This window comes from Cytophagaceae bacterium ABcell3 (assembly GCA_030913385.1).
Taxonomy (GTDB): domain Bacteria; phylum Bacteroidota; class Bacteroidia; order Cytophagales; family Cytophagaceae; genus ABcell3.
Genome location: CP133159.1, coordinates 937,912 through 953,784, shown reverse-complemented (window position 1 = coordinate 953,784; position 15,873 = coordinate 937,912). Strand labels below are relative to the sequence as shown.

General features: G+C 39.3%; 15 protein-coding genes and 2 pseudogenes. 14 read left to right on the top strand and 3 right to left on the bottom strand.

Features of this window, described 5'->3' with window-relative positions; genetic code table 11:
• Positions 1–32: 32 nt before the first annotated feature.
• Entirely contained in the window at positions 33–575 is a 543-nt protein-coding gene (locus RCC89_04080) for a hypothetical protein (protein WMJ72341.1), read from the bottom strand.
• Positions 576–767: 192 nt separating this feature from the next.
• Between RCC89_04080 and RCC89_04075 the strand changes: the two genes are divergently transcribed.
• The 4 genes from RCC89_04075 to RCC89_04060 all read left to right on the top strand — a co-directional run bounded on the left by RCC89_04075 (position 768) and on the right by RCC89_04060 (position 4,230).
• Positions 768–1,595, top strand: a complete 828-nt coding sequence (locus tag RCC89_04075) for a zinc-dependent peptidase (protein ID WMJ72340.1) — start codon at positions 768–770, stop codon at positions 1,593–1,595.
• A gap of 40 nt (positions 1,596–1,635) precedes the next feature.
• On the top strand, positions 1,636–1,821 hold the full coding sequence (locus tag RCC89_04070; protein ID WMJ72339.1) for a hypothetical protein: 186 nt from the start codon (positions 1,636–1,638) through the stop codon (positions 1,819–1,821).
• 10 nt (positions 1,822–1,831) lie between these two features.
• Positions 1,832–3,097, top strand: a complete 1,266-nt coding sequence (locus RCC89_04065) for a glycosyltransferase (GenBank protein WMJ72338.1) — start codon at positions 1,832–1,834, stop codon at positions 3,095–3,097.
• A 131-nt stretch (positions 3,098–3,228) separates the two neighbouring features.
• Positions 3,229–4,230, top strand: a complete 1,002-nt coding sequence (locus RCC89_04060) for a T9SS type A sorting domain-containing protein (GenBank protein WMJ72337.1) — start codon at positions 3,229–3,231, stop codon at positions 4,228–4,230.
• Positions 4,231–4,371: 141 nt separating this feature from the next.
• Here RCC89_04060 and RCC89_04055 read toward each other — a convergent pair whose 3' ends face one another.
• On the bottom strand, positions 4,372–4,737 hold the full coding sequence (locus RCC89_04055) for a hypothetical protein (GenBank protein ID WMJ72336.1): 366 nt from the start codon (positions 4,735–4,737) through the stop codon (positions 4,372–4,374).
• A gap of 194 nt (positions 4,738–4,931) precedes the next feature.
• Between RCC89_04055 and RCC89_04050 the strand changes: the two genes are divergently transcribed.
• The 5 genes and pseudogenes from RCC89_04050 (at position 4,932) to RCC89_04030 (ending at position 9,013) form a co-directional block, all read left to right on the top strand.
• Positions 4,932–5,354: a helix-turn-helix transcriptional regulator gene (locus RCC89_04050; GenBank protein ID WMJ72335.1), complete on the top strand. Its 423-nt coding sequence runs from the start codon at positions 4,932–4,934 to the stop codon at positions 5,352–5,354.
• 151 nt (positions 5,355–5,505) lie between these two features.
• Positions 5,506–6,363, top strand: a pseudogene (locus tag RCC89_04045) (SDR family oxidoreductase).
• A 131-nt stretch (positions 6,364–6,494) separates the two neighbouring features.
• Positions 6,495–7,244 (top strand): hypothetical protein, encoded by a 750-nt coding sequence (locus RCC89_04040; GenBank protein WMJ72334.1) that lies wholly within the window; start codon positions 6,495–6,497, stop codon positions 7,242–7,244.
• A gap of 81 nt (positions 7,245–7,325) precedes the next feature.
• Positions 7,326–7,763 (top strand): hypothetical protein, encoded by a 438-nt coding sequence (locus tag RCC89_04035; protein WMJ72333.1) that lies wholly within the window; start codon positions 7,326–7,328, stop codon positions 7,761–7,763.
• A 248-nt stretch (positions 7,764–8,011) separates the two neighbouring features.
• Complete coding sequence (locus RCC89_04030; GenBank protein WMJ72332.1) at positions 8,012–9,013, top strand: alpha/beta hydrolase; 1,002 nt, start codon at positions 8,012–8,014, stop codon at positions 9,011–9,013.
• A gap of 78 nt (positions 9,014–9,091) precedes the next feature.
• Here RCC89_04030 and RCC89_04025 read toward each other — a convergent pair whose 3' ends face one another.
• Positions 9,092–10,681, bottom strand: coding sequence for an ATP-binding protein (locus RCC89_04025; protein ID WMJ72331.1), 1,590 nt, complete (start codon positions 10,679–10,681; stop codon positions 9,092–9,094).
• Between the two features lie 177 nt (positions 10,682–10,858).
• Here RCC89_04025 and RCC89_04020 point away from each other — a divergent pair, with 177 nt between their 5' ends.
• The 5 genes and pseudogenes from RCC89_04020 (at position 10,859) to RCC89_04000 (ending at position 15,866) form a co-directional block, all read left to right on the top strand.
• Positions 10,859–11,728 carry a HAMP domain-containing protein gene (locus tag RCC89_04020; GenBank protein WMJ72330.1) on the top strand — a complete coding sequence of 290 codons (870 nt, stop codon included), beginning with the start codon at positions 10,859–10,861 and terminating at the stop codon, positions 11,726–11,728.
• Between the two features lie 51 nt (positions 11,729–11,779).
• Positions 11,780–11,950, top strand: a pseudogene (locus tag RCC89_04015) (HAMP domain-containing protein).
• Positions 11,945–14,989 carry a HAMP domain-containing protein gene (locus RCC89_04010; GenBank protein ID WMJ75639.1) on the top strand — a complete coding sequence of 1,015 codons (3,045 nt, stop codon included), beginning with the start codon at positions 11,945–11,947 and terminating at the stop codon, positions 14,987–14,989. Before RCC89_04015 ends, RCC89_04010 begins: the two are co-directional and overlap by 6 nt.
• Complete coding sequence (locus RCC89_04005; GenBank protein WMJ72329.1) at positions 14,976–15,491, top strand: chemotaxis protein CheW; 516 nt, start codon at positions 14,976–14,978, stop codon at positions 15,489–15,491. The genes RCC89_04010 and RCC89_04005 overlap by 14 nt, the downstream gene beginning before the upstream one ends.
• 3 nt (positions 15,492–15,494) lie before the next feature.
• A complete protein-coding gene (locus RCC89_04000) occupies positions 15,495–15,866 on the top strand; it encodes a response regulator (protein ID WMJ72328.1) in 372 nt (123 codons plus the stop codon).
• Positions 15,867–15,873 lie beyond the last annotated feature (7 nt).

Below are 15,873 nucleotides of genomic sequence, written 5' to 3'. Positions count from 1 at the left end.
TAGTTTAATTAAAAATTAATTGTCTTTAAAAATTAATGCACATGGTGTTCATGTTCGCTAATGATGGGAATTTCATACTTATTCATAAATGCTTTTTGAACATTTACAATATTGTCACTTATCTTCTCCAACTCCTCCAGAAGTTCATCTGTATCATCATCTTCTGGTGCTAGCTCTTCCAAACCTAGCACCTTGGTCAAGTATATAGTGTGCAGAATATCCGCACTCTTATCTACATACTCTACAGTTGTATGTTTTAGATCGTTATCTTCAAAAGTTTCTAACGCATTTAAGTTTTGAAGGGCGGTTGCCTGAATTGCCTTAAAGTCGGACAATAGACCTAAGGCTTTGACGCTATCGGTAGAGCTTAATTCAAGCCCCTCTCCTTCTACCATATTTTCTTGGACTATATCATTTATCTGTTCCATTATATCCTGAGAGTCGTCGGTAAAGCTTTGAAGGATTTCTGAATAAGAATTATAGTATGTCAATGCTTTTTTGTCTGCACCACTCTCATCGCAAGCTGTAAATGCAAAAAGGAAAATTAAAGACAAGAAAATAGCGTTTGTTTTCATAGGAGGAGTTCAAAGGTTTAAACAAACAAGATACATGTATATCAAATTAATTCCAAATACTACCTAGTTTAGCTATATTCCCCAGAAACTTGCGACTAGTCATATCCTCTTTAGGGTTTCCATAGCTTAATCCGAACAACCAAACAAAAAAACTGTAGGATTAATGATTAGTATGGCTTAATTTGTGGGATTATGAATGGAGAGCTCGATTTCATAACCAATGGCTTTATTGCTTTTTTTCTAGTTGTTGTCTTTTTAGCAACTGGTGTTTACATACGAAAGTTTTTCTTTGCTGGTAAGCACAAGTCATTTACACCTTACAACAACAGCCTGCCTGAGAACCTAAAAGCACCGCTCAAACAATACTTCCTATATTATAATTTTTTAAGTCCGACCCAAAAAGCAGAGTTTGAGCACAGGGTTAATAATTTTATACATAATAAAAATTTCATCCCAATGCATGGGATGGTAATTACAGATGAAGTTAAGGCACTGATAGCGGCTTCTGCTATTCAGCTAACGTTTGGGTTGCCCGAAGTTTACTTTGTGCATTTTGAAACAGTAATGGTTTTTCCGGATAAGTTCTTCAATAAACAAACACAAAGTCTGCACAAAGGAGAAGTAGGAACGGGTGGACATATCGCTTTTAGCTGGCACGATTTTGCGGACGGGTACATTAAGCATGATGACACCTACAATGTTGGGCTGCATGAAATGGCGCATGCGTTAAAGCTTGAAAACAGTATCAAAAACAAGGAGTATAGGTTTTTGGATGAAAAAAAACTGTTAAACTGGAAAACGCTCGCTGATGATGAATTTAATAACATCAAAACAGGGCAAGCTTCCTTTCTTAGAAAATATGCCACCAGTAATAGAGATGAGTTTTTCCCCGTCTGTGTAGAGCATTTCTTTGAAAGACCTTGCGAGTTCAAACAGGAATCACCTCATCTCTATCGAGCACTAGCCGAACTGCTTCAACAAGATATTCTTGAAGGCAAAAATACAGTAGGGCCTGTGTAATTTGTAGCTTCTCTCTCTTTTCAAGTTACTCAAGTTGACCATGAAATATTTGCTTATTATTGCAATTGCCCTAACAACCGCCTTACCTAAAGCCGCTTCTCAAGACATTAAAGATAACTATCGCATCGGCAATTATTTTGATTGGGACTATCAGGACAAAAAAAGAGGGGGATATGGTTGGGCTAAAGCTGTCCCAGAAGGTTCATCGGAAAAATTAGTTAATTGACAATAGCAATATGCATATAGGGATTTTCACCATTGGTTCGAGAGGAGATGTCCAGCCGTATATAGCGTTGGCCTTAGGATTAAAAGCCAAAGGCTATACCGTCACACTAGGTGCTCCCGAAAACTTAAAAGGCTTTGTTGAGCGTTATGGTATCAATTACCATTTTATTAGCGGCAATGCAGAAGAGGTCATTAACTCTCCCGAAGGGTTGAGGCTATTGAGAAGCGGCAGCAGTTTTTCCTTACTCAGGTTTTTTGCCAAGCAAGGCCGTAAACTTCGGCATGAGATTGGAGCACAACTTATGGATGGTTGCCAAAAAGTAGATTTTGTCATTACCAGCTACATCAGCACTTTTGTTATAGCAACCATTGCCGAAAAACTTAACAAAAAATGGGCGATAGTCAACGTAAATCCGCCCTTCGTCAAAACCAGCGAAAGACCTATTTTAGACATGGACTTTCTAAACACTCCATGGTACAACAGACTTACCTACAAAATCTATGAGTTATTTCATTGGGGCATCAACAAAAAGGACATCCAAGAATTCCGTAAATCCATAGACCTACCCCCACTAAATATAGCTCTACCCAGAAAAATACATGAAGATAAAATTCTAACCATATCAGCCATAAGCCCTATCCTTTACAAAAAACCGAACGATTGGGAAGAACAATACCTGATGACGGGGTTTATGTCCCTGCCGCCTGAGGCCCGAAAACAGAACACATCAGAGCTGGCTTCCTCTGCGTTGGGAACATGGTTAAAAGCTGGCCCGAAACCTATATATATAGGATTTGGGAGCATTCCATTTCCGAAAAAAGAGGCGTTCTTGGAAACCCTAACTTTTCTGTTAAACAAAACAGATTACAGGATCATTTTTTGTCCCGGCTGGTTTAGGGTTGGAAACTTGCCAGAACATCCAAACCTATTCATTGTGGATAAAATAAACCATGACTGGCTTTTCCCCAAATGCGAAGCCGCAGTAATTCATGGAGGTATAGGCACACTCACTGCCGTACTAAAAGCAGAAATACCACCTATAGTGGTTTCTATCTTTGCAGACCAACCGTTTTGGGGCAATGAAATAGAAAAAAAAGGCCTAGGGGCGCATATCCCTTCTAAAGAATTATCTCCTTCCAGATTGCAAAAAGCCCTAAAGTTTTGCCAATCATCTTCTGCTATGAAAGACAACATAGCCGATGTAGGAAAAAAGCTTAAACAAGAAGATGGGGTAGCAAAGACTATTGAAGCATTGGAACAATATCATTTAAAATAGGCGCATATTCCTGAGGTTAATTTGCTTCAGACATAATGAAAAAGAGCGTCTGCATCACTTTTAATCAGATAAAAATTTTTATTTTCTAGATAATTAATAACTTTACGCCATCAAACAAATGCTTAATATCTATGAAAAAACTACTACTTTTATTTTTATGCATATCTTTTTACGGTCATGCCCAAACCCAAATGCCCAATAGCGACTTTGAGCACTGGTATCAACCAGAAGAAAACTTTGAATTTAATGCACCTGTAGACTGGAGACCAGCAATAAATTGCGTTACAGTTGAAGGAGGTGAAGAAAACTGTGCAACATACATGGACAAGTCAACTGATGCACAGAGCGGTCAATATGCAATGGCATATTTTAATACCGAATCAGAAGACATACACGGCGATATGGCTGTAAGCTTCAGCCCATATTTGAATATTGCAGATGACTTTCAGTTTATCCCATTTATCGGTAGGCCAACATCCGTTTCCTTTCATTATAAGTATTCAACAGATGACAACCAGCCTATGGAGATCACTTTCTTAACTGTAAAAGGCGACTTAGTGGACTATGATTCTGTGGCCGTAGCTGTGTACAACTTTTCCGAACCTAAAAGTGCGTATACAGAAGTCAATATGGATTTAGAATATGTTTCAGACGATGACCCATCAGGGATTTTCTTTGCAATATCCTACCCATCTAACCCAACAACCGCTTTCGATACCTTAACAATGGACAATATCAGGTTTCATTACGACAACGGAGAAGAGGATGAGGTTGGCAATGGCAATGGAGACGAAGGGGAAGACCAGGCAGAAAATGGCGAAGAAGGAGAAGATGGGGACGAAGGGGAAGATCAGACGGGAAATGACGAAGGGGGAGAAGGCGACGAGGATGAAGTTACAAGTGTAAGAGATTTTGAAAGCAATCATGCATTTACTGCCTACGTTTCTGAAAGGAGCATTATAACATCTACTGAAATTAGTGACTATTCATTGTTAAATTTAAACGGAGCAAGTGTGTTAAATGGAACTAAGGGTACAAAAGACATATCCGTTGCTAGATTAACTCCTGGCGTTTATATCCTAAAAGGCTGGGCTAATGGTGAGTTTGTAAGCCAAAAAATCATCATTCTATAAAGTATAACACCCTACTACATTAACCTTAAATAAAAAAGCGCTTTAGGTTTTTACAATAAAACTAAAGCGTTTTTTTTATTTTGACACTATACCTAGGCCATCCTAAATATAACATAACCATACTTGTCCATTTTAACTTTCTCACTCACTATCCGAATCAAGAATAGCCTTTCTACTTTCAGGGTTAATGTGCAAAAAATCATTAATAGTATCCGCGACTGATTCTGCATCTTTAAGAGTATCAAATCGCCGGTTTAATAGAGGAGTTTTTTCCGAAATCCCGTAGAACTTGAGGGCCAAACAGTAATTATCTTCCATTTTATAAGGCACAGCACAACAAAAACCCTTATTGGCAATGGCATGGAGCCGTGCATTAAGCTTTTCAAGTTCTAATTCCTTAACCTGTACCACCGGATAGTTTTTATTTACGGAGGCTTGGTTTATCTCCCTTTGCAACAGTGATATCCTGGCAATTATATCTGTAAGATAGGTGTCCTTTTCATTCATAATTAAAAAATTTACAATCCTGGCGACTGGCAAAAAATATAGACCTTCACCACCACCTTTCGTTGTGCATCTTGCATAAATCGATGTTTTATGCTTATTTTTATGCAAATACATTACAATAATAAACATAAATGTTGACAATTGTAAAGATTTGTTGTTAGAAAATTTCTCTATATTTATACTTGCAGGAAAAGGTGGGCGATATTAATGATAGGATTATCAAGCTAATCCGGGATTCCGGTAAGTCTCAAAATGGCTTTGCAGAATCATTAAACACATCTGGGAGTCGAATTTCTAATATTGTTAGAAAAAGAAACAAGCCAGATGCAGATCTATTGGCGGACATTTTAAGAACATACACAAATGTTAATCCTCGTTGGCTCATTTTAGGTGATGGAAATATGTACTTGAACAACTCCCCAACCTCCGCTGACATTATTTCTCAGTCAATAAAATACAGAAAAAAGGAGGATACGGGTTCGTTTGCTGAGCCATGCCAAGATTATAAGTCATGGGACACGCTTGCTCTAGAAAATCAACAATTGAGGATAGAAAATGAAAGGCTGAAGACTAAAGTAGAAGCACTGCTGGAAGCTTTTGCTAAAATCGGAAAATAACCCAAAAGTGCAAACACCCCACTTTAAGTATCTCAGAAAATTGGGTTTCAAATACTTTCAGACATACATACAGTCACTCCAAAACTGAGTTGCCATTTTACTAACTAACTACCGCTTTTTGAGTTTTTAAATAAACAAAAAGTGAGAAGATATGGATTTCAAACCAGAAAAGTTTTCAGGACTAGAGCAGGAACAGCCCGGTAGGGAATATGAAATGGCGCCAAGACCTGAAATAATTCGTACAACCTACAAAGGAAGTGAAAAGCTTAAAGGTAAAGTAGCCTTAATTACTGGTGGCGACAGTGGTATTGGCCGTTCTATAGCTGTCCACTTTGCCAGGGAAGGTGCCGATGTGGCCATTGCTTACCTTGAGGAAGATAAAGATGCCAAAGAAACCAAGAAAATGGTAGAGAAAGAAGGGCAAAAGTGCGTGTTATTGTCTGGCGATATTGGAGAAGAAAACTTTGCCAAAAGCTGCATCAAGGAAACAGTGGATCAATTAGGCAAAATCAATATTTTGATAAACAATGCAGGAGAACAACATGAAGCAAACGATATTTCAGAGATTTCTCCTTAACAAATTGCACGAACCTACAAAACCAATGTTTTTTCATTATTTTTCCTTGCCCAAGAAGCGTTAAGATATTTAAAAGAAGGTGATTGCATTGTAAACTGTACATCTGTTACAGCATATCGGGGTAGCGGACACTTGCTTGACTACTCATCAACAAAAGGCGCAATTGTATCTTTTACACGCTCACTTTCAAAAAATGTGGCTTCAAAAGGGATTAGGGTCAATGCAGTAGCTCCGGGGCCTATCTGGACACCTTTGGTTCCTGCAACTTTCTCAGAAGACCATGTAAAGAGTTTTGGACAAAAGGTACCCTTGGGCAGGGCAGGACAACCATCCGAAGTAGGCCCTGCTTTTGTATTTTTGGCTTCGGATGACGCATCATATATTACGGGCCAGGTAATACACCCTAATGGCGGCGAAGTAGTTGGCGGTTAAATGACCCATTAGCATAAAATGGCGCAAATTTAAGGTCATTGGCTTCGAATGAAACTGACATAGTTCGGGGTCAATGACCAAACTTTTTTTGATAGATTGTTGTTCAACCTAAAGAATTTTAGCCATACTATATGCCTTTAACACATGCTGCTTGTTCGACACACCCGGAGAATATCCCATTAGCGGATGGTGGTTTAATGTATGCGGAGACAAACTTGGATTGGATTATCCCTGAGCCATGGAATGCCATTTCTTCTTTAGCCTTTCTTGTACCCGTGTTTTATTGGTTTTTAAAAGTTAGGCATGATATCAAGAGCTACCCATTTCTAATAGTGTGCATGGTACTCTTGCTGGCTGGTGGCATAGGCAGCACTTTATTTCATGGTTTAAGGACTAGCCCCCTGCTCTTGATGATGGACGTACTCCCCATTCAATTCTTAACCGTTTTGGTAAGCATATACTTTTGGTATAAAGTCCTTCCAAAATGGCATTATACGATTCCTGTTATTATGCCTTTTCTTTTAGCAAGAATATACATATTTCAGTTTACCGACACCTTCAGTGCGATTAATATTGCCTACTTCATTACAGGCGTAATGATCTTCCTCCCTGCTTTGATATTTTTGGTAAAGACTAGGTTCCAATATGCCCATAGTTTATTTCTGGGAATCTTCTTTTTTATCGTTGCATTGCTGTTCAGGCAATATGATCATGAGTTTGCAGCTATCTTACCCATGGGCTCCCATTGGCTTTGGCACGTTTTTGGCGCTATGGGTGCTGGGTACCTGGGTGCCTATTTATATCGAGTAAATGGCGTAGAACTTTCTAAAGCTGTTACGTATAAAGAGGTACGAACTATATGGCAAAAAGAAAAGTTGTAGTTTTCTGGTTACCTTTTACAAAATATACCATATAGATATAAAAAATTTAGTAAATTTCGTTTTAGAAAAAATTTGATAAATATGATTAAAACAGCCGCTTTCAAGTACATTGTTTTTTGTGTTCTTTTCATTACCGCAGCTGCCTTTACTTTTGATAAACCTTGGAAAGAGTCTCAGCTGATAGAACCTAAGGCCTTGGCCGACATCCTAGAAGGGCCAAAATCTAAACACCCTGTTATTTTAAACATGGGAACCATGCCTCCAATTAAAAGTGCGCAAATGGTAGGAATAGGCAGTACTACCCATGGCATGAACAAATTAAAGGAAGTTGCAGCAACACTTGACAAGAAATCAGAAGTAGTAGTTTACTGTGGGTGCTGTACCATGGACAACTGCCCGAATGTCAAACCTGCCATGGATTATTTGACCGCACAAGGGTTTAAAAACGCTAAAATACTCAATATCAAAACAGACTTAAACGTAGACTGGACAAACAAGGGCTACCCTATGGCAAACTAGTTCCTAAAGTAAAAAACATTAAAAAAGCCTCTGCATTTTTTTGCCAGAGGCTTTTTTTATGCTACCGCAGAACTATCCTGAAGACAAACGATGTTTCTATAGATAATGGTCAAGCATAACCTCGGTTAAAGGCCTGCGTATAAATAATATTGCTGAGAGCAACTTTAAAGTCTGAAGGCATGTTATTTTAGTTTATACACAGGGGACGAGTATAATATCGTTCTATATTTAAATACCTGAACCCCGCCATGAAAAATATAAAGAAATACTTGAAGCCAATCGCACTTCTTGCCGGAACAGGTTTTACCTTGGTAAATGTGGCGGCCTGGTTTCATGCAGGTAAGTTTACCGCCTTTTCAAAAGAGAAGGAGTTAAACCCTGTTGCTTCTGACTTAACCCCCTTACAACAAGCACGGGCATTGTTTACAGGAGTCCACAATCCACGCCCTGTAAATGACATTCTGCCATCAAAGCCATATACCACTTTTTATGTTGACGGCCCCGTTAAGCTGGAGTGTTGGCATATGAAGGTAGACAAGCCATTAGGGACAATCATAATTTTTCATGGGTATGGAGGGTGCAAATCCTCTATGGTAGAAAGAGCGGAGGCGTTGTATGATATGGGCTATGATATAATTTTGATGGACTTTTCAGGATCTGGTGGTTCTGAAGGCAATATTACTACCATAGGGTACAAAGAGTCTAAGCAGGTAAAAGCCATATTTGAGCATCAGAAAAGTAAAGACACAGGGCCAATTATTCTATATGGCGTCTCCATGGGTGCGGTAGCCATTATGAAGGCAATACAGGACAACCAAATTGAACCTGATGCCATAATTGTGGAATGCCCTTTCGGAACCATGTATAAAACTACTTGCGCAAGGTTTCGAAACATGAACATACCTTCTTTTCCTTTTGCCGGGCTGTTGTTATTTTGGGGCAGCATAAGAAGTAACTTCCCAGCATTTAGCCATAAGCCTTGCGAGTATGCAAAAGCGATAAAGTGTCCCGTTTTACACCTTTTTGGAGAAAAAGATGATAAAGTCAGCATAGAAGAAACTGTAGAAATATTCAAGAACTTTGCTGGCCCAAAACGCCTAAAAACCTACCCTCAGGCTGGGCATGAAAGTTATTTGATCAATTATAGGCAAGAATGGACCAATGATGTTGCTAATTTCTTGGCTGACTATGTTGATCAAAAGCAACCTGGTAGTAGAGAGGGAGAGAGCAGAGGCTCTATGAACGACTAATATAATGGAGGGATGTTGAAGCAGTCGTTACCCAATGGTTTCTGGTCTAAAGAAGCCATTGAGTAAAGAACTTTTAAATTATGCTGAAGGCTCAAGAACCTGAGGGGTTTTTCTAATGGTGATTTTAAATGTTGTCCCTATACCTTTTTCACTCTCAACATTTATATCTCCCCCGGCATTATCAATAATTTTCTTGACAATATAGAGACCAACGCCAGAGCCTTCTACATGGTCGTGCAGGCGTTTGAACATGGTAAAGATCTTAGATTTATTTGATGCGTCAAAACCCAAGCCATTATCAGAGACACTTAGTTCTACCTCTTCATTTCCCAATGATTTAGTTTCAACTTTAACTTCTGGGACTCTGTCAGGATGCCTGTATTTAATTGCGTTTGAAATTAAATTATAAAGGATACTTCGTAAGTTTTTCCTTGAAAAGCCAACACGCTCACACTGTTCAAAATCTGTTCTGATAAGTGCGCCACTAGTATCTATCTGTTCTTTTAGGTTTAACTTTATTTCTTCAAAAAATTCATCCAGAGCAATATCGTCCGTCTCGCCTTTTGCTTCCTTCTGAATGCGGGTAATTTCACTTAGATCGGCAATAGATACTTTAAAACGGTCAATTGACGACTTTACCATATCAATTATAGGCCTGATATCTTCTCCCGTTTTTAACATTTCGTTGACCATATTTATAAGCGCCTCTATATTTGAAACAGGGGCTTTTAAATCGTGAGATGCGGTATATACAAAATTGTCTAGGTCTGCATTTATTTTCTGAAGTTCTATATTCTTTTGCTGTAACTCCTCGGTTCTTTCTTTTACCTTAGCCTCTAGCTCCAAGTTATGCTTTTTAAGCGCTTCTTTAGCATCTAACAGCTCATCATTGGTACTTATAATTTCCTGTTCGATCCTTTTCCTTGATGTAACATCCTGAATAAAACTTATGATTTTTACAATCCCATGATCATTAATTACGGGTTTGCCTTCTCCTTGAACATATTTTATGTTGCCGTGCTTGTCTATTATGCGGTGTTCATAAGAAAACCTTCTGCTATCTCGGAAAACTTGTGTAATTGTGCTTCTTATATCATTCTGGTCATCTGGGTGTACATGGCTCATGTAAAACTGGTAGTCTACTTCTTTCTCATCAGGATTATAACCAAAAATGCTATAAAGCCCTTCACTCCACGTCATACTATTATTTTTCACATCCCAGTCCCAAATACCCATTTTGGATAACTCCTGGGCGTGCATCAGAAGGTTTTCGTTATATTTGATTTTTTCTATTGCCTTTTTTTGCTCTGTTATGTCCATGATAAAACCCACAGAACCATCTCCTTCGGGGAAGTAGTAGTTGTCTAAATGAAACACCTTTCCTTGATAAACAATGCTGCTGGTAAATGAAACGGGTTGACCTTCCAATACTTTTCGGACAGAATTACTAATCTGCGGATAAACATCAAAAATGTTTTTTCCCTTTAAATGAGATTCTACTAAGCCTGTATAGTTCAAAAGCTTACCGGCAATATCAGTAAAGTTTCCGTGCTTGTCTATCTGGCATATAACTACAGGCACATTAGACAAGATAGCTTTTAAAAGATAACTGTTTGACCTTATCCCAGCCTCAGATATATATTCAGGTTTTGATGATTTGCTTTCCATGTATGTAATTTCATTAGCCAATATAGTATTTTTTCAACCCCAATTAAGTAATATTGTTAATAAAATAAACAATATTATATTTTTGAAGTTTAACCTTAACTTAACCACAACTCTATCCCTTTACTGAGATAAAAGTACTTTATTTTTTATTAAAAGATAAATCTAAAATATTACGCAATGGCAGCGCGGAAAAAAAACACTATAAAAGAGTCCCAAACAGCAGAAAATATTAAAGAAAATCCTCAGCAAACTGAGCCATCAGTCGATGAAGTGTCCAAGAAATATTTGGAACAGCTAGAAGACCCTGAGTATACCTATAAGCAGTTGAACAGAGTGCTATTTGCACTTGACGCTTTCAAAAAAGGAGATATTTCAGTAAGGCTTCAGAAAGAGAATGATGATATTTTTGCTGAAATAGCAGAAGCGTATAATTCAATGGTAGAAATGATTGGTGGTGTTGGAGGTGAGGTATCAAGAATCTCGAAAATTGCTGGGGTAGAAGGAAATCTCAAAGCACGTGCTTCTGCCGAAAATGCGTCAGGCTTTTGGAAAGATATGATTAATAACATCAATGGCTTGGTAGACTCCATTGCAGTACCAGTCCTTGAAGTTGATAAAGTTTTAAAAAACATTTCCAAGGGTAACCTAGATGAAACATTTCAAATACCCGTTACTGGTGATTTTAAAGCAATGGCTGAAACCATTAACAAAACAATTGATAACCTCAACTTATTTGCGGGTGAGGTGTCTAGGGTAGCGTTAGAAGTGGGTACTGAAGGTAAGTTGGGTGGACAGGCATCTGTGCCTAATGTGGCTGGAATATGGAAGCACCTAACTGATAATGTAAATACAATGGCCAGCAACCTTACTTCTCAGGTAAGGGATATTGCTAAAGTCTCTACTGCTGTAGCTAAAGGAGATTTGACCCAAAAGATATCTGTAAATGTTAAAGGTGAGATTCTGGAGCTGAAAGAAAATATTAACCAGATGGTTGACTCCCTGAACATTTTTGCAGACGAAGTAACCAGGGTGGCTAGAGAAGTGTGAACAGAGGGTAAGCTAGGAGGTCAAGCCAATGTCCCTAAAGTAGCAGGTACATGGAAAGAACTGACCGATAATGTAAATACCATGGCCAACAACCTTACGGCCCAGGTAAGGGATATTGCCAATGTAGCTTCAGCTGTTGCAAGGGGCGATTTGACCCAAAAGATTATAGTAGATGTTAAAGGCGAGGTCGCAGAGTTAAAGGATATTATCAACAAAATGGTTGATTCCCTAAATATATTTGCTGGCGAGGTAACCAGGGTGGCGCTCGAAGTAGGCACAGAAGGTAAATTGGGAGGTCAGGCACACGTTCCAAATGTAGGAGGCACCTGGAAAGAACTCACATACAATGTAAACACCATGGCCAGCAACCTGACTTCACAGGTGAGGGATATTGCAAAGGTGTCTACGGCGGTGGCCAAAGGCGACCTGACGCAGAAGATTATGGTAAATGTTAAAGGTGAAATAGCAGAGCTAAAAGACAATGTCAACCAGATGGTTGACTCCTTAAACATTTTTGCAGATGAAGTTACAAGAGTGGCACGTGAAGTGGGTACAGAAGGTAAACTCGGAGGCCAAGCAAATGTGCCAAATGTGGCTGGTACTTGGAAAGAGCTAACCGACAACGTAAACACCATGGCCAGCAACCTTACTTCACAGGTAAGGGATATTGCAAAGGTGTCTACAGCGGTGGCAAAAGGCGATTTGACCCAGAAAATTTCTGTGGATGTCAAAGGCGAAATAGCAGAGCTTAAAATGAATGTCAATCAAATGGTTGACTCCTTGAATATTTTTGCAGACGAGGTAACCAGAGTGGCACGTGAAGTGGGTACGGAAGGCAAACTCGGTGGTCAGGCAAATGTACCAAATGTTGCTGGAACATGGAAAGAGCTCACTTATAATGTTAATACAATGGCCAGCAACCTTACCTCACAGGTAAGAGATATTGCAAAGGTGTCTACGGCGGTAGCTAAAGGAGACCTTACGCAGAAGGTTACTGTAAATGTGAAGGGGGAAATTCTGGAACTCAAAGAGATCATAAATCAGATGGTAGACCGTCTTAATATTTTCGGAGACGAAGTTACAAGGGTAGCACGTGAAGTGGGTACAGAAGGCAAACTGGGCGGCCAAGCTTATGTACCAAATGTAAGCGGTACATGGAAAGAGCTGACTGATAATGTTAATACCATGGGAAGCAACCTTACTTCACAAGTGCGGGATATTGCGAAAGTGTCTACAGCGGTTGCAAAAGGCGATTTGACCCAAAAAATATCTGTAAATGTAAAAGGGGAAATATTGGAGCTTAAGGAAAACATTAATCAGATGGTTGATTCCCTGAATATATTTGCAGATGAGGTAACCAGGGTAGCCCTGGAAGTGGGTACGGAAGGTAAGTTGGGCGGGCAAGCGACGGTGCCTAACGTGGCAGGCATATGGAAGCAGTTGACTGATAATGTAAATACCATGGCCAGTAACCTTACTTCGCAGGTACGGGACATTGCAAAAGTATCTACCGCAGTTGCAAAAGGTGATCTGACTCAGAAAATCTCTGTGGATGTCAAAGGCGAAATAGCAGAGCTGAAAGATAATGTAAACCAAATGGTTGACTCCTTAAATATCTTTGCAGATGAGGTAACCAGAGTGGCACGTGAAGTAGGTACAGAAGGGCGTCTTGGGGGACAAGCTGTTGTGCCTAGGGTAGAAGGTACATGGAAAGCCTTGACGGATAACGTAAATATAATGGCCAACAATCTAACAACTCAGGTACGTGGAATTACCATGGTTGTGACGGCCGTTTCCAAAGGCGATCTAACGCAAAAGCTAACTTTGGACGCAAAAGGAGAGGTGGCCGAACTAGCTACTACCATTAATAACATGGTGGTGGACTTGAACAGGTTGGCTGTTGAGGTCAGTAGGGTTGCTAAAGTTGCCGGTCAGGAAGGTAAACTCACAGAACGTGCCACTTTAGTAGGCGTAAGCGGAAGCTGGAAAGAACTTGTAGATACGCTGAACGACCTTCTTGAATCCATTGTGTCCCCTGTTCTGGAAGTGTCCAGGATAGTAAAAGCAATATCTGAAGGTGACTTGACACAGAAAGTAGAAATCAGAACGTCCGGCGATATACTTGCAATGTCCAATGCACTTAATCTGGCAGTAAGTAACCTAAACACCCTTCTGGGAGATATCAATTCAAGCTCATTAATTGTAGGCGGCTCATCTGAAGAGATGGCAAGAAAAGGCCTTGACATGAACAACATTACGGTGAATGTGGCTAGGTCAATGCAGCATATGGCTGAAGGTGCTCAAAATCAAGCGAAAAAAACTGATGAAGCCTTTAGGCTAATTGAAGAGATTATGAAAGCCACTGAGCAAACAGGCCATAAAGCAGAAATAGTGAATAAAGCTGCGATTATTGGTGAAGAAACCTCTCAGCTTGGACTAAAAACGGTGGCAGAAGTGGTAAAGAATATGGAGGAGATATCAAGTGCTGCTAACCTTACGGCTAAAACAATTGAAGTATTAAGTACCCGTTCGCAGGAAATATCTCGCTCGCTGAGTGTCATAACTGATATTGCCGCACAAACCAACTTACTGGCCCTTAATGCTGCTATAGAAGCAGCAAGAGCTGGCGAAGCTGGAAAAGGTTTCGCTGTGGTTGCAGAAGAAATAAGAAAACTAGCAGAAAGTTCCCGAATATCGGCTAGCGATATAGGCATTTTAGTAGAAGATGTTAAGAAAGACACATCATCAGCTGCAGCGGCTATTGCAACCATGAACAGCAGAGTAGACAAAGGGAAGAATGCTACTTTTGAAGCCTCTGGTGCCTTTAAAAATATAGCCGTCTCCAGTGGGGACACCCTTCGTACAACACGCGATATTCTTACAGCAACAGAAGTACAAAAAGCTAGTATTAGTGATGTAGTAAAATATGTGGAAGAAGTGGTGGCCATTGCTGAACAAACCGCTTCTGGTACTCATGAGGTTGCATCCACAGCTATGCAACTTTCTACCTCAATGCAGGAATTATCTGCATCGAGCCAGAACCTAAATGATATTGCAGAGGACCTTCAGTACAGTATAGCAGCATTTAGACTTATCAATGACATTAGACAGCAAAACGGCAGGGCGGCTAATGCTAAAAGGAAAAGATTAGTTACCAATATCCCTCTGGAAGAAATTGATATGCCTAAAAATGACGAGGGGCCTAAAAGTTCAACACCTACATTTGGAGTTAATTCAAACAATAAAAATGATGAACAATAATGCTTACACACCTGAATCTTCTGAAAAAGGCAATGAAGAAGAAAATATAATATATAAATCATATATTGTATTTAAACTTGGAAAAGAAGAGTATGGGATTAAAATAGAAAAAGTCAAAGAGGTTACCCTTACACCTACAATATCAGAAGTTCCGCATATGCCTTCATATGTGAAGGGGCTGGTCAATATTAGAGGAGATATTATCACTGTTTTGGATCTAGAAGAAATGTTTAATATAGATTCACATGGGAATCAGCAACGGTACACCCTCGTAACAGAACAAACTGACTTCCAAAGCGGTGTTTTGGTATCAGAGGTTCCTTGGACAATGAATATACCCGTTAACGCAATTGACACCTCGCCTGAAATTTTTAAAAAAATAAAAAAGGAAAGCAACCTTATAGAAGGCATAGCTAATTATGGGGAAAAAATTATAGTACTATTAGATATTGAAAAGATTCTTGAAGAAGAAGAAGAAGATCCTGAAGACTTAAAACTTTAAAACATGGCAAAAATAATTATAGTTGACGATTCTCTGTATATGAGAACTATGCTCAAGCATATTCTGACAGATGCAGGTCACGAAGTAGTAGGTGAAGCTCCTGACGCAAAAAACGCTATAAGGATAATTGAAGAAAAAAAGCCTGATATTGTAACACTCGACATCATTCTTCCCGATAGCACTGGGCTCGATGTCCTTAAAACTATAAGGGCGCAGAATACTTTACTTAAGATTGTAATGGTAACCGCAGTTGGACAGGAGGTTATTATGGAGGAGGCTCAGGGCTTAGGTGCTATTGATTATATACTAAAGCCGTTTTCGGAAGAAAAGGTAGCCAAAGTTATTAATAAAGTTGCAGGGAGTTTAGCATATTAGTATTAAC

Excerpts from the sequence above, each read along its gene's own strand:
- RCC89_04080 (WMJ72341.1), bottom strand. The coding sequence starts at position 575 with ATGAAAACAAACGCTATTTTCTTGTCTTTAATTTTCCTTTTTGCATTT.
- RCC89_04075 (WMJ72340.1), top strand. The coding sequence starts at position 768 with ATGAATGGAGAGCTCGATTTCATAACCAATGGCTTTATTGCTTTTTTT.
- RCC89_04070 (WMJ72339.1), top strand. The coding sequence starts at position 1,636 with ATGAAATATTTGCTTATTATTGCAATTGCCCTAACAACCGCCTTACCT.
- RCC89_04065 (WMJ72338.1), top strand. The coding sequence starts at position 1,832 with ATGCATATAGGGATTTTCACCATTGGTTCGAGAGGAGATGTCCAGCCG.
- RCC89_04060 (WMJ72337.1), top strand. The coding sequence starts at position 3,229 with ATGAAAAAACTACTACTTTTATTTTTATGCATATCTTTTTACGGTCAT.
- RCC89_04055 (WMJ72336.1), bottom strand. The coding sequence starts at position 4,737 with ATGAATGAAAAGGACACCTATCTTACAGATATAATTGCCAGGATATCA.
- RCC89_04040 (WMJ72334.1), top strand. The coding sequence starts at position 6,495 with ATGCCTTTAACACATGCTGCTTGTTCGACACACCCGGAGAATATCCCA.
- RCC89_04035 (WMJ72333.1), top strand. The coding sequence starts at position 7,326 with ATGATTAAAACAGCCGCTTTCAAGTACATTGTTTTTTGTGTTCTTTTC.
- RCC89_04030 (WMJ72332.1), top strand. The coding sequence starts at position 8,012 with ATGAAAAATATAAAGAAATACTTGAAGCCAATCGCACTTCTTGCCGGA.
- RCC89_04025 (WMJ72331.1), bottom strand. The coding sequence starts at position 10,681 with ATGGAAAGCAAATCATCAAAACCTGAATATATATCTGAGGCTGGGATA.
- RCC89_04020 (WMJ72330.1), top strand. The coding sequence starts at position 10,859 with ATGGCAGCGCGGAAAAAAAACACTATAAAAGAGTCCCAAACAGCAGAA.
- RCC89_04010 (WMJ75639.1), top strand. The coding sequence starts at position 11,945 with ATGGTTGATTCCCTAAATATATTTGCTGGCGAGGTAACCAGGGTGGCG.
- RCC89_04005 (WMJ72329.1), top strand. The coding sequence starts at position 14,976 with ATGATGAACAATAATGCTTACACACCTGAATCTTCTGAAAAAGGCAAT.
- RCC89_04000 (WMJ72328.1), top strand. The coding sequence starts at position 15,495 with ATGGCAAAAATAATTATAGTTGACGATTCTCTGTATATGAGAACTATG.